A 13,276-nucleotide genomic window follows, 5' to 3' on the forward strand; every position below is an offset into this window, starting at 1 on the left:
CGGCTGGAGAGTACGCGTCAGCAGGTGGGGATGTTTCCTCCGTCGGGCACCCCGCATGTTCGAGTACCGACCGCACGCGAGACGATGTCGTCATGAGTGAGTGGGGGGTAGCACTGATCGCGGCAGGTTCAGCGATTGCTGGCAGCGTCGTAACCGGCTGGCTCACGCGCAGCGCCGGGCTTCGCCAAGCGGCTGCAGCACAACAGGCCGGCGAGGACCAAGCTGCTGCCGCCCGGCACGCTGGGGAGAAGCAGGCCGAGGCCGTCTTGAAGACAGTGCAGCAGACCCTGGAAGCGCAGGCCAGGACGCAGCAGCTCGAAGCCAAGCGCGAGGTGTACGTGGCCTTCCTGCAAGCCGCCCAAGCGCTCGCCGAAGACCGAAAGCGCGATCAAGGCTCTCTGGACGAGGCGCTCCTCGCCGAGGCGCAACGGACGTACCAGGTCCTGCGGCTGGAGGGCCCCGACAATGTCACGGCGCAGGCGCACTTCCTGATGCAAGCCATCGACGACTCCTTGAACGACCCTTCGGTGGGCGCAGCTGAGATGGACCGTCACCTGCACCACTACGTCACCGTGGCACAGCTCCACCTGCGAGAACCGTGGAGCTGGATGGGGCGAAGCCGCAACTCCTGGATCGCAGGCGGGACGACCGAGCCCCATGCCACAGGGCCCTGAAGCAAACCAGGGACCGCAACTCAACGGGGGGCTGCCGGTTTACCAGGGAGGTCGCGCGATGGCCGCCCCATGAGCAGGGGCCAACCCAAGATCCCCACTGCACCACCCAGTGGACACGTCATCCACGGCTGTATTCAGGATCGCCCGCAGGACCTGGTACGCCCTGACCACGGTCGGCTCACCCGTCCGCTTGAGGCACTCCGTACGCCACGCCCGTACCTGAGCCGTGGTGATTGAGGAGGGCGGCCGCTCAGCGAACGTAGGCAGGAGATGCAGGCGGATCGCCTACTCATGACGCTCACGCGTGCGGTCCTCAAGCTTGCGGTCCTTCAGCCACGCCGTGGCGTACGCACCGAAGCGTGCCTTGCCTGCATCAAGGTCGGACCAGAGCAATGCTCAGAACCTGTGGATCGGCTCGGTGAGGGCGCACCCTCCCGAGTGATCGATTCGAAGGTCACTGAGTAGGCCGGCGTTGGCGCGTCGGCTGGGAGGGCACGCCCATGCTTACCGTAGTTGATGCCGCCGCCCAGGAACGCTGGCGCGCGGTCAATGCGCCGCACCTGGTCGCCCTTGTGCGAGCCGGAGCCCGCTTCAAGCGCGGCGTCCTCGTCGAACGGGAGGACGCCAGCGCGGCCTGAGCCGCGTCCCGATCGCGGGATTCGACAGCCGCACGTTCGTGCCCGGCTTCACACCGAGGGTGTACCTCGTCCGAGCAGCCTGCTGAGCTCGTGGGCCAGGGCGACCGAGGCGTCGATCTCGACCTTGCGGATGGACACGCTCTCCACGAGGAAGCCGAACGGCATGCCGAGCTTGCGGCAGAAGGCGATCAGGTCCCGGGCGTTCGCCAAGCAGTGCTGGTATGACTCGGCCAGGGTGTCGTCCGCATGGCGCAGGGAGTTCTCCAGCCAGCGCGGGACGTCGACGCCGAGCCATTGGAGGAACGCCAGCGTCTTCACCGAGCCGCACACCGAGAGCGTGAACAGGACGGGCCTCGGTTCGAGGTCCCGCTCGCGGCAGGCGTAGTAGTAGTCGGAGACCATGCTTTTCGCCGCGTCGGCGCTGTAGATGACCTGCGAGATGAAGTACGCGCATCCGGCCACCTGCTTGGCGACGAGCCGCAGATGCTCCTCGGGGCGTTCGGTGATGGCCACGCCACCGAGCAGCAGGTCTGGGCGGACATCGCGGCGCAGGTCCTGCGCCTCGGACAGGCCGGTCCGCACCGCCTTCCCCTTCGAGGACGCGCCGACGAAGACGCCGAGCAGCCGGTCGGCGTCGGCCGTCCGCAGCCAGGTCCGCAGCTCCGTCTGGGAGTACTTGCCGACGCACCGGTAGACGACCACCGGGCGGTTCCACTTGCCGAGATAGTCCGCGTGGTACACGGCAGGGTCGATGGTCGGCAGGTACGGAAACGGCCGCTGCGCCGGATTACGGTCGCTCTCATCGTCGATGTCGTACAGCGCCAGACCGTCGACATCGAGGGACTCCAACCGTGCCAGGGTGGCTGCGGTGATCTCCCGGATCCGCTCGGGAGTGTTGCTCAGGCGGGGCGGCGTGATGCCGAACAACAGGACACCGCTGTCGGCATCGGCCACCCGGCTTCGGAGATCTGTGCCGTCGCTCTGGTTCGCCATGACGCGGAAGTTAGCAGCTCATCCGCCATGCGGCAGGCGAAAACCACCCTGTGAGACCGGACTCGGTTCTGAACCAACTGACGTCCGGCCGCGCGGACCAGATCCACAGGATTTGATGCGATGAAGGGGCGTGGCCTCCGCCCCCGCGGGGCCGGGTACACACCCGGTGTTCACGTTCGTCATGGCGAAGGAGGCCCCTGATGAGCGAGTACGACGGACATCAGTACGTCGGCATCGACCTGCATCGCAGGCGCTCCGTGATCGTGCGTCAGACCGCGGACGGCACGCAGCTGAGCGCAGTGCGTATCGCCAACGACCCGGTCGCGCTGGGCCTGCAGATCGAGCAGGCCGGCAGCCGCCCGGACGTGGTCGTGGAGGCTACCTACGGCTGGTACTGGGCAGTTGACGTGCTTCAGGCCGCCGGGGCCGAGGTCCACCTGGCCCACCCGTTGGGCGTGAAGGGCTTCGCCTACCGGCGCGTCAAGAACGACATCAAGGACGCCTCGGACCTCGCCGACCTGCTGCGCATGGGGCGTCTCCCGGAGTCCTGGATCGCCCCGCCCGACCTGCGGGAGTTGCGCGAACTGGTCCGCTACCGGGCCAAACTGGTGGCCCTGCGCAGTGGACTGAAGGCCCAGGTGCACGCGGTGCTCGCGAAGGCCGGGGTCCTCATCGCCGTCTCCGACTTGTTCGGGACCGACGGCCGCCGCCAGTTGGGGCAGACCACGCTGTCCGGTGCCTACGCCCAGCGCGTGGTCTCTCTTCTGAAGCTGATCGACATCCTCGACGCCGAGGAAGCCGTCTTCAACACCCGGATCGCCGAGCGGCTTCGCGGCCACGCCGGCTGTGGGGCCATCCGGTGGCTGCCCGGCATCGGACCGGTCCTGGCCGCCGTGCTGGTCGCCGAGATCGGCGACGTGCACCGGTTCCCCTCCGCCGACCGGTTGTGCTCCTGGGCCGGACTGACCCCGCGCCACTACGAATCCGACACCGTCGTGCGCCGCGGGCACGTCACCAAGCAGGGCAGCAAGCTCGTGCGCTGGGCCGTCGTGGAGGCCATCCAACGCGCCACCACACCCAAGATCGCCGAAGACCGGGCACGGATCGAGGCCCGCCGCGGCAGGAACATCGCGAAGGTCGCCGCGGCCCGCAAACTGCTCACGCTGGTCTACTACGGGCTGCGCGACGGACACATCCGCGCCCTGGCCCGCCAGGCGGCGTGAGCAGCTCGGTGGCGGCAGGCGCGTGGCCGGGCAATTGTCTGGCCCCCTCAACGGCGCGGCCGTGGATTTGATTTGCCCCGCCTGCCCCACGTCGTATCGCTCCATGCGGCCCAGCGTCGCGAAGGAATGACCGGCAGCCGAGTACGGCCCTGCCCTCCCGCATCGCGGGCTGGAGAACAGCGACACCCACAACCGCATGCTCACGCCTACCTCGGGACCACACCCCGGCCACGAGTCGGTCAGCGCTGCCCGATACCGCCAACAACCAGCAGAAACACCACCGTTGACAGAACTCGCCCCTTCAGGAATGACAATTGCTCGTCGGACCACTGACCAGGGGTGATGTCCGACTCTATGAGGCTCAGCGCGACCTCAGCGTCGGTCTTGGTCGCGTACGTCTCCTCCGTGCTCCGGAGCTGACCCATGTTCGGATCGCGGTAACGCGCCTGCCAGCGGCCGGACTTGAGTTGCCGGACCGAGCCGAAGCGGCGACGCCTGCCCTGGTTGTTCGCCATCAGGCAACCCTCCTGAGGACACCAGGACGCACCGTGATCGGCTTCACGGTGTTCACTTCCACGTACTCTCGTACGGCGGACTCGGGGATGCGGACATTGCGCCCGACCTTGACGTGATGCGGCGCTCCTCGATGAGCCGACGCGGGAAGCGCACACCAGTGCCGAGGATCTCAGCAACTTCCTGCACCTTCAGAAGCCGGTCCATGGTCACCACTCCCCCGGCCGTCAGCAGCTCGGCACGGCTGAATGTCTTCGCGTGCGCGGTCAGCCCTGTCTCGGGGACGAACACCACGACGGCGAGGGCAACACAATGGATTTCCGGCGCAGGACACTAAGTGTCGGACCGTGGTTGCCTGCGGCGCCGTCGCTGAGGGGGAGGTTTGTCATCTTTTCGCGGGGTTGAGGTGAGGCGCAGCTCGTATTCGCCGGTATCCGGGTTGAGCAACCATGCGTCAGCCGGATCGATGTCCGCTCCTGGCCGCCTCTGAGTAGGGGTGAGGCGCAGCTCGTATTCGCCGGTATCCGGGTTGAGCAACCAATCGTCGGCCGGATCAATGTCCGCTCCTGGCCGCCCCTGGCTAGGGGCGGGCTGCAGACTCAGCAGGCCGTCGCGAGTGTCGGGCTCGAATTCCCAACTGTCCTCGTGTTCTGACGCCTTCGTGACGTCTGCGGGCGGGGTAGCCGGTTCCGCCTTGTCGGCTGTGGCCCTCCCTGCGGGCGGTGTGTCGCCCGCGTCAATGGTGTTGCGCGTGGGAGGAACCGCTTCGAGGCCGGCGACCTTCGCGTGACGCTGGAAGCGCGTTTGTGCGATCTTGGCAGCATCGGCCCGTCGAGCGTGAAAGGCGAGCCTTTCTTCAAGGAGTTTCAGCTCGTCGGAGGAGCGGTTGCGGCAGGCCGCGTCCAGGACCCAGTCGCCGTCACTGACCGTCAACTGCTCCAGGACTGCGACCACGTGGTCCGCAGGGCTGTGGCGTCCTACGGCACTGAGGACCTGATAGGCGTCGCTGTCCTGTCCGGCCGCACGGAGGGAGTTCACCGCTTCGATGGTGTCTTGCGGCGACCAGTGCCGGGCGATCCGGCTGAGCAACTGGTAAAGCTCCGCGTCGCGGGCTTGTCTGCGAAGCCCTTCTAGCAGTGCAGGCACGTCGGCAGGCAGCACGTTGCCAATTCCGTAGAAGATCAGCTGCCTCGCGTGCTGGTCCATGCCATCGTCGCGGAGCTGCGCCGCCACTGACAGGAGCGCGGCCACGGAAAGCGAGGTCCCCGCCTGCCGCAGCAGGCCCTCGATCGCCCCCTCGCTCCCGCCCTGGGAAGTGAGCGTTCGCAGCTCACGCACCAGCCGCGCCCCCGCGCCTCCGGCTCCTTGTCCGGCAGGGTTGTCCGGCCCATCACCAGAGGTAGGAGAGTTGTCCGGGTCGATGTCCGAACGCAGTTCGTCGGCGAGTTGATCAAGCCTCCCAGCGCGGTCCTCCCTGACCCGGGCAGCCTTCAGAAGAGCCACATCGATGTCGTCGGCGTCCTCGGCCAGCTTCGCAGTCGGCAGCGGATCGGCGTCCGCCAGCGGAACACCCTCCCCACGTAGCCGAGCGAGCTCCTCGCTCAGCACACGGACCCGCTCCTGCGCCTCCTCAGCCAGCTGGTCGGCTCTCTGCCGCTCCGCGCGGGCCTGTTCCAGCTCCGCTTCCGCCACACTGCGCTGCGCCTCGCTGCGAGCCAGCTGCTCACGGACCCGCTTCACTTCTGCTGCGTTGCGCAGTCGGTCCCGTTCACGGGTCAGGGAGGCCATGTCGCGCTGGAGCTTGTCCACCATCGACACCAGCACGAGAACCATGTGGTTGGCATCGTTTCGTTCGCGTTCCAGCTGGGCCGCGCGCTCCATCGCGCGTAACAACCTGTCGGAGATTTCGATCGACCGCTGCTGCACGAACATGAGCTGTGCCTGAGCGGACGTCTGTGCGGCTGCGCGTTGCTCGGCGGACAGCCGTGCCTGCTGCCGAGCGACACGGACCTGATCGATTAGCTCAAGGCGGGCGGTCTCGTCCCGTGCACAGATGCGTGCGATGGCATGAATGAAATCGCGGCGAAGCCCCACACCTGCTAGGCGCTCAGACACGGTGGTCCGGCCGGGTGCCCGGCCGTCGTCGAAGTCTTCCGGGGTCAACCTTTCGAGAATGTCGTCGACTCGCAGGCCTCCGGCTTGGTCGAGCCACTGACGCATGAGATGGGCCACGGCGTTGGTCTCGGCGGTCGGCCCTTTCAACGGGCCCCACGGACGCGTCCGTCTGCCTTGGTCCGGCATCATCTTTCCCCCTTGTCGGCGACGTAGTCGCCGGTTGTCCGGACTTGTCCGTGCCGAGCGCGGGACAACTGGACCGGCCAGCCCCGACGCACCGACCGTGGTGACTTCATCGAGCCCGCCGGTTTCGGGTTCGATCGTTCCCCGCCAGGAGGCTGGTTAATGAATGTGAACCTCCAGCAGGCTCTCGACCTTGCGGTCCATGGACTATTGACACATCTGCCCACTCAACTCATCACCGCAACCCTCGTCGCTGTCGTGACGGCTCTCCTCCGCGCATGGCGCAAGCGCCGCACCAGGCCGAGTAGCAGCAACAAGACGGAGGGGTAGCGGCGCACTGTTTGCGCGGAGGCTCGCCGAGGCGCTGGCAGGTCCGCCGAACCAGGCCAGCCGCCTACTCAAGCGAGGCAACGCCGTCATCCGGGGAGAGCGGCTATCGGCCTAGACAGCACCGGCCGGACACCGTGGTGAACGTTCTGTCGCAGCTGCTTGATGACGCCGCCGCCCCCGGTGCTTGTGTGGCGGAGCTTCGCAAAGCTCTACTGCAGCGCCTACGGCCACATCTCCGGTCAGACTGGTGCCGCGGCCTTCGCGGGCAGTGCCACGCTGTCCCTGGCGCTGCTGATCTCCGTCCTCGCGGCGCTGTGAACCGACGGATGGGTCGCCGTACTGCGGCAGGCGCGCGTTGATCCGCTATGGGCGCAGTTCATTCTCCCGAAGGGTCGTCTCCTCCCGTCCGGTGATCGGCAAGGTACCGAAGGGTCTCGGGAGGAGATCGGAACCCCTGAGGTAGCCGTGTTTCTAGCCGTGAACCACAGGCGAAACCTGCACTCACAGACACTCCAGGTGTCATCATGAAGACGAAAGATGCAGGTAGGAGCCACTGGCTACAGGCGCTGTTGCCCTCCTAAAGCGGGTGTCGCAGGTTCGAATCCTGCCGGGGGCACAAGACAAAGGGCCAGTTCAGAGGCTTGATCCTCTCGAACTGGCCCTTTGCTGTGATCACGGCCGTGCCACACGCGTGCCATGAGGTCCGCTAGGAGTCCACGTCGCCCCGTTCCTTGCGGATCATCGAGCCGAGCCGATCGGCGATCTCACGGTCACGGCCGTTGACCATGTGCTGATAGATCAGCGCGGCGCGGGGGGTGCTGTGGCCCATCCGTGTCATCAGCTCCCGCAGGCTCGCCCCGGAGGCGGCGAGGGTGTTCCCGGTGTGCCGAAGGTCATGGAAGTGGACGTCTGCCGTGATGCCCGCCTTGGTCCGCGCGTTGATCCAGTCACCCCGGAAGTTGCTCCGCCGGAGCCGACCACCCTGGGGGCCGACGAAGACGTGACCGTCACGGCCGGGCCCGGCGAAGGCCCTGAGTCGAGACCTGGACGGCAAGGCAACGGTCAGAACGATGCCTCCGGCGGGGGATCGGCCGGCACCGGGATGGGAGCTGGGTGAGTGGTGGGTTGAGCGACCTCGGCGGGCGAATAGAGCGTGATCTTCAACATCCGCTGGGCGGCTAATGGGACTTCCTCATTCCCGCGGCGAATGATGCAGCGCCCACTCCTGCAGTGATAAGCCCCGCGACCGAGGTGATGATTGCAGGGACGTCGTTTCCCGACTTGCCAGCAGATGTCTCGCCGTCACCTCCGGTCTGGATCGTTTGCGTGACTGTCACAGTCGCAACAGGGGATGGCAGCTCTGGACCAGGACTCTCGCCGGCAGTGTCACTGGGTGGGGAAGCTTCTCCGCTGGTGGGAGAAGCTTCGGGGGGCTCCTCGCTGGTGGCGCTCTCCCCCTCGCTCGGCGTGGCCGACGGCGACGTGGAACGGCCCGGCTCCTGATTGCCCAAGTTGCCGAAGACGACCACAGCGAGCAAAGCAACGCTGACACACATGAGGACAGCGCCAGCCCACAGCAGGCGTGACCGTCGCGGGTCGCCACGCCTTCGCCCATCCCGCGAGGGCCGGCGCCTCGCATCACGGTCCGTCACAACTGTCAGGTTGCAGCACGATCACAGACCATGCGACGTGACCGCGACCGGACGGGTCAAGGATCTGAGACAGCGCCCGCCTACGCGATCTTCCAAACCAGTGCTTCGGGATCCGAGCACGGCGGCGCTCGGCTGGGGCGTCGAAACTCCAGCCAACGCCGCTCAGCTGCCCGCCCGTTAAAGTCCCGCCCCCAGGATTGACTCGGTGGGCACTTCAGGATGAGTGTGGATGATCATTTCCTGGTGATGGGGAGCAACGTGTCGTTACGGCGGTTGCGGGGATGGGCCCTGGCGGTAGGCGTCCTGATCAGCTGGGGGGCGGCGGGATGCTCGTCGGGGATGCACGCCAGTACCAGGGCGGTCATCGGGGTCGATGCGCCGATAGCCCTGGCTGATCAGGCCGTTCACTTGACAGTCAGTGGTCTGGAGCCACACGACGAGATCACCGTCGGCTCTGCGGCGACCGCCTACGACGGCAAGGTGTGGCATGGCCGGGCAACGTTCACCGCGGACGATGACGGCGTCGTCGACCTCTCCACGACGCGGCCGGTGTCGGGGACGTACAACATGGTCGACGGTATGGGCCTGTTCTGGTCGATGAGGCCCTCGGCCGGCGATCCGAACAGTGACTACTTCCTCCCCCATTACCCTGAGTCTTCCCCCTCCTACGCCGTGCAGATCACCGTGACGGCGCATGGGCGGCAGTTGGCCGGTCGCACGCTAACCCGTGAATGGGCGGCCAAAGGAGTCAGCGCCCGAACGCTCACCCTGGCCCATGACAAGGTCATCGGAGAGATGTTCCTGCCCCGCCCCGGCACTCCCCGTCACCCGGCCGTGCTGGCCTTCGGCGGATCCGAAGGCGGTGTCAGCATGAAGTGGGAGGCGGCTCTGCTGGCCTCCCACGGCTACCCGACGTTGGCTCTCGGCTACTTCGGGGAGCACGGCCTGCCCGCCACCCTGCACAACGTCCCGCTGGAGTACTTCGCCACCGCCGCCCGCCTGCTGGCAGCCCAGCCCGACGTGGACCCCGCGCACATCATCGCCATGGGCTACTCCCGAGGCAGCGAACCCGCCCTGCTCCTCGCCGAGGACTATCCCCGTCTGATCCACGGCGTCGTCGTGTACTCCCCGTCGTCCAACGTCAACCCGGGATACCCGGGTAGGGGCAACGCCTGGACCAAGGACGGGCATCCCATTCCCCAGGGCAGCATCCCGCTGGACCATCTCAGCGGACCACTGCTGGCCATCGCCGGCGCAGACGACGCCCTATGGCCGTCACCGACTTACGTCAAGGCGATCACCGGGAACCTGCATGCGATCCACGACCGGCATCCATACCGGGCACTGGTCTACCCCGGCGCCGGGCACGGCGTCGGAACCTTCCCTTTCCTCGCGGAGGGCACCGTCGCCCCATCCATGGGCGGTAATCGCGTCGGCAACGCTGTCGCCAGGGAGCGGGGCTGGCCCAAGCTCCTCGACCTCCTCGCCGACACCCAGACGTGAGTGCTCCGGTGCGCAGGTCAGAACAGGCAGCCCCTGTCAAGACCACGCGCGGCGGCTGACACCAGCGGCTTCGCCGCCCAGCAGCCGGCAGCGCGTGAGCGATGCGGTCCCGCTCCTGCCGGAGGCACAGACAAACACCTGGTCAGAGACCCTTTCGTCCGTCGGGCGGGAGGGCCTTCGCTGGAGGACGACCACCCGTCGCGCAGGACACGCCTGAGCGTCCTCCCATGGCTCTGCCGCCTGTCCGGGTGAGGCGGCGCCTGCCGAACGGTCTACCTCAGTCGCTTTGAGCAGGAGTAGGCGGTCCTTGCCGCCTACTGTCGCCCGAGGAGCAACTCCCGATCTTGTTCATTCCGGGTCTGCGGGGGTCACCGGAGAAGGGGTGCCGGGTGCCAAGGAGGTCGGCAATGGCGACGCGAGAGACGCGGGTTCGCCGGACACGGAGAAGGATCCGTCACACCGTCGGGGCCTGCATGCTCACCGCGGGATGTGTCGTCGCAAGCTGCGTGCCCCCGGCCGCGGCGAGTCCGCAAGGGCGTTCATCCCTGTGCGCGACGGAGCCCTTCCCCCCATCGGAAAGCACCCCGCCCCCGATCCTCTCGGGCAGCGACGTGTGGAGCTTCGTCTCAGCGCCGGGCCTTCACCCCATGCGGGTGACCGTAACTGCGAACAAACCGGGAACGGCTCGCGGAGACATCTTCGTGGGCCCGTTCAGCGCGGACCAGATGATCGGCCAGACCGGTGCGTTGATCAACGACAACTCCGGCAATCCGGTCTGGTTCCGCCCGCTCCCCTCCACGAACCTCCAGAACGCCGACTTCAGGGTCCAGACCTACTACGACACCCACAGGGACCGGGGACAGCCGGTGCTGACCTGGTGGCAGGGGAGCCTCGCCCTGCCACCGGCGTACACGAACCTGCCGGCCGGTGCGCCCGAACCGGGCGGGTGCTACTACATCTACGACACCCACTACCGCCTGCTCAAGACGGTCTTCGCGCATCACGGCTACTACCCGGACGAGCATGAATTCACCCTGACCCGCAGGGGTACCGCGCTGTTCATCGCGTCCAAGCCCGTGCCCATGGATCTCACGCCCTACGGAGGCCCGAAGAACGGCTCCATCGAGAACAGCGAGATCCAGGAGGTCGACCTCGCCACGGGCAGACTTCTCTTCTCGTGGAACGCACTGGACCACCTGGACCCCTCGGACTCCGAGGAGCCGGCCTCCAGTGCGTCGTCGTCCGACGGGGTGTGGGATGCCTTTCACATCAACTCGGTCGACGAGGGTCCCGACGGCCGGCTGCTGATCTCGGCCCGGAACATGTGGGCGCTCTACGACGTCACCAAGAGATCCGGGAAGATCCGCTATCAGATCGGCGGAAAGAAAAGCGACTTCACCTTCGGCCCGAACGCGGACTTCTACTGGCAGCACGATGCCCGATTCCGGCCGGGGAACCGGATCAGCATGTTCGACGACGGCTGCTGCGACCTGCCCGACGGCGCACCCGAACAGGTGTCGCACGGCCTGATCCTCAGCCTCGACTTCCGCAACCGGAAGGCGACCGTGGACAGGACCTACTACCACCAGCCACCGCTGGAGTCGCCGACCCAGGGAAACACACAGGCCCTTTCCAACGGCAACGAATTCATCGGATGGGGCCAGAGCCCGTACTACTCGGAGTACGCGGGCGCGGGGAACACCCAGGGCAACGGCTCACAGAACCTGCTCTACGACGCGAAGCTGCCGGGTTCCGACATCTCGTACCGAGCGTTCCGGAACGAATGGATCGGCACCCCGTACTACCCCCCGAGTGCCGCGGCACGGCCCAACGGCGGGGGCAGCGTCCTCTACGCCTCCTGGAACGGCTCGACGCAGACCAGAGCATGGCGGGTACTCGCCGGGTCCGACCCCCACGCCCTGTCGGTCGTGGTCAGACACGCCCCACGCTCCGGATTCGAGACAGCCGTCACCACGAACGCTCCCGGACCGTACTTCCAGGTAAAGGCACTGGACGCGCGAGGCAAGGTCATTGGGACCTCCCATGTCGTAACGCTCTCCAGACAGCGGTTGACGAGGGAGACCACGGAAGCGCGGCATGGCTGAGCACAACCTGTTTTTCCCGGGTCAAGTGCCTGGGCGGGGAGCGCGCAGGTGTTGGCGCTGGGCCAGCTCTTCCTCGTCGACCAGGGTGAGCATGGGCTGACCCGGCGCACACATCATGGTGACGAGGAAGCGGCTCCAGGAGTCGGTCCGGTTGTTCCCGTCCTGGTAGTGGATGACATCGCCGCCCGGCTCCCAGAACGTCTCTCCGGCCTTGATCACCCGCTGGGGCTCGCCTTCCAGCTCGAAGAGCATCTCCCCTTCCAGCATGTAGCCGAAAGCGGGTCCCGAGTGCCGGTGCGGAGGGGTGCCGGGGTCGCCGGGAGGAAATTCGATGAGGACCGTCATCGCCTCTGCCCCCGTCGGAATGGACGGCGGTTTCGCCGACTGCAGCACGGTGAGCGCCGTCTTCCATGCTTCCGAGCGCGGTTGGCTCTCACCGCGGCCCGCCGCCGGCTCATTGTTCGACATGGTGAGGCCTCCAGTGGGTGGGCTGGGTGGCTCAGGAAAGCCAGTCGCTGTAGTGGGTGGGGGCGATGCGGGTGTCGCCCTTGGCGATGAGGGCGTCGCCGTGGACGGCGGCGAACATGCCGGCGGTGTCATCGGTGACGACTGTGCGGCCGTCGGGGTGGGCGTTCAGGGTGATGCGGCCGAGTTCGTCGAGGGGGAAGGCGTCCGGCCCAGCGACGTTGAGGGTGCCGTTCAAAGGGGTGCCGGCAGCGACATCGGCGACGGTGTCGGAGACGTCCTGGGCGGCGATCGGCTGGATCGGGGTGGTGGGCAGGCGCACGGTGTCGCCCTCGGTGGTCCAGGACAGGACGGCGTCCATGAACTCCATGAACTGGGTGGCGCGGACGATCGAGTAGGGAATCGGCCCGGCTTTGAGGATGTCTTCCTGGAGGGCCTTGGCCCGGTAGTAGACGAGGTCGGGCACCTGGTCGGTGCCGACGATCGAGAGGATGACGACGTGGCCGACCCCGCCCTTGTGACTGGCGGCCAGGAGATTGTCCATGGAGGTCCGGAAGAACGCCGGGGAGGCGTCGTCGAAGGTCGGGGAGTTCGTCACGTTGACGACGACGTCGGCGCCGGCCACCGCCTCCTCCAGGCCCTGGCCGCTGATCACGTCGGCACCTGTGGACATGGAGTGCGGCACGGCCTCGTGCCCGGCCGCGTTCAGCTTCTTCACGACCTGCGACCCGATCAGGCCGGTACCGCCGATGACTGCGAACTTCATTGATCACCCTTCGTCCCGCGCTGATGGGTCATGCGTCCAGATTGCGACTGTGCGGTGTGCGGTGTGCGCGGGCCGTGCGCTCCGGGGCATCCCGGTGGCGCTGCACGCTGACGGCA

Annotated in this window: 12 protein-coding genes and 1 pseudogene; 6 read left to right on the forward strand and 7 right to left on the reverse strand. The window is 67.0% G+C overall.

The annotated features are described in order from the left end of the window. Positions 1-92: 92 nt before the first annotated feature. Both ACFY3C_RS35545 and ACFY3C_RS35550 read left to right on the forward strand, forming a co-directional pair. Entirely contained in the window at positions 93-674 is a 582-nt protein-coding gene (locus ACFY3C_RS35545; protein ID WP_390773741.1) for a hypothetical protein, read from the forward strand. Positions 675-1,174: 500 nt separating this feature from the next. Beyond that, on the forward strand, positions 1,175-1,312 hold the full coding sequence (locus ACFY3C_RS35550; protein ID WP_390773869.1) for a hypothetical protein: 138 nt from the start codon (positions 1,175-1,177) through the stop codon (positions 1,310-1,312). A 48-nt stretch (positions 1,313-1,360) separates the two neighbouring features. Here ACFY3C_RS35550 and ACFY3C_RS35555 read toward each other — a convergent pair whose 3' ends face one another. Continuing rightward, positions 1,361-2,305, reverse strand: coding sequence for a 5,10-methylenetetrahydrofolate reductase (locus ACFY3C_RS35555; RefSeq protein WP_355944478.1), 945 nt, complete (start codon positions 2,303-2,305; stop codon positions 1,361-1,363). Between the two features lie 200 nt (positions 2,306-2,505). Between ACFY3C_RS35555 and ACFY3C_RS35560 the strand changes: the two genes are divergently transcribed. Further along, entirely contained in the window at positions 2,506-3,528 is a 1,023-nt protein-coding gene (locus ACFY3C_RS35560; RefSeq protein WP_390773742.1) for an IS110 family transposase, read from the forward strand. A gap of 239 nt (positions 3,529-3,767) precedes the next feature. On the opposite strand, the gene ACFY3C_RS35565 is transcribed toward ACFY3C_RS35560, so the two are convergent. From ACFY3C_RS35565 to ACFY3C_RS35575, 3 genes and pseudogenes are all read right to left on the reverse strand, one after another. Further along, complete coding sequence (locus ACFY3C_RS35565; RefSeq protein ID WP_390773743.1) at positions 3,768-4,043, reverse strand: hypothetical protein; 276 nt, start codon at positions 4,041-4,043, stop codon at positions 3,768-3,770. Next, positions 4,043-4,248, reverse strand: a pseudogene (locus ACFY3C_RS35570) (excisionase family DNA-binding protein). The gene ACFY3C_RS35565 and the pseudogene ACFY3C_RS35570 overlap by 1 nt, the downstream one beginning before the upstream one ends. A gap of 126 nt (positions 4,249-4,374) precedes the next feature. Further along, positions 4,375-6,345 carry a hypothetical protein gene (locus ACFY3C_RS35575; protein WP_390773744.1) on the reverse strand — a complete coding sequence of 657 codons (1,971 nt, stop codon included), beginning with the start codon at positions 6,343-6,345 and terminating at the stop codon, positions 4,375-4,377. 486 nt (positions 6,346-6,831) lie between these two features. Here ACFY3C_RS35575 and ACFY3C_RS35580 point away from each other — a divergent pair, with 486 nt between their 5' ends. Next, positions 6,832-6,987 carry a hypothetical protein gene (locus ACFY3C_RS35580; protein WP_390773745.1) on the forward strand — a complete coding sequence of 52 codons (156 nt, stop codon included), beginning with the start codon at positions 6,832-6,834 and terminating at the stop codon, positions 6,985-6,987. A gap of 388 nt (positions 6,988-7,375) precedes the next feature. On the opposite strand, the gene ACFY3C_RS35585 is transcribed toward ACFY3C_RS35580, so the two are convergent. Continuing rightward, positions 7,376-7,723 (reverse strand): tyrosine-type recombinase/integrase, encoded by a 348-nt coding sequence (locus tag ACFY3C_RS35585; protein WP_390773746.1) that lies wholly within the window; start codon positions 7,721-7,723, stop codon positions 7,376-7,378. Between the two features lie 937 nt (positions 7,724-8,660). Here ACFY3C_RS35585 and ACFY3C_RS35590 point away from each other — a divergent pair. Both ACFY3C_RS35590 and ACFY3C_RS35595 read left to right on the forward strand, forming a co-directional pair. After that, positions 8,661-9,824 carry an acyl-CoA thioesterase/BAAT N-terminal domain-containing protein gene (locus ACFY3C_RS35590; protein ID WP_390773747.1) on the forward strand — a complete coding sequence of 388 codons (1,164 nt, stop codon included), beginning with the start codon at positions 8,661-8,663 and terminating at the stop codon, positions 9,822-9,824. A 701-nt stretch (positions 9,825-10,525) separates the two neighbouring features. Further along, positions 10,526-11,929 carry an arylsulfotransferase family protein gene (locus ACFY3C_RS35595; RefSeq protein WP_390773748.1) on the forward strand — a complete coding sequence of 468 codons (1,404 nt, stop codon included), beginning with the start codon at positions 10,526-10,528 and terminating at the stop codon, positions 11,927-11,929. 21 nt (positions 11,930-11,950) lie between these two features. Here ACFY3C_RS35595 and ACFY3C_RS35600 read toward each other — a convergent pair whose 3' ends face one another. Together ACFY3C_RS35600 and ACFY3C_RS35605 are read right to left on the reverse strand one after the other, a co-directional pair. Continuing rightward, positions 11,951-12,397, reverse strand: a complete 447-nt coding sequence (locus ACFY3C_RS35600) for a cupin domain-containing protein (protein WP_390773749.1) — start codon at positions 12,395-12,397, stop codon at positions 11,951-11,953. 31 nt (positions 12,398-12,428) lie between these two features. After that, on the reverse strand, positions 12,429-13,160 hold the full coding sequence (locus ACFY3C_RS35605) for an SDR family oxidoreductase (protein WP_390773750.1): 732 nt from the start codon (positions 13,158-13,160) through the stop codon (positions 12,429-12,431). Between the last annotated feature and the right edge of the window lie 116 nt (positions 13,161-13,276).

Source organism: Streptomyces sp. NPDC001410 (assembly GCF_042895235.1).
Taxonomy (GTDB): domain Bacteria; phylum Actinomycetota; class Actinomycetes; order Streptomycetales; family Streptomycetaceae; genus Streptomyces.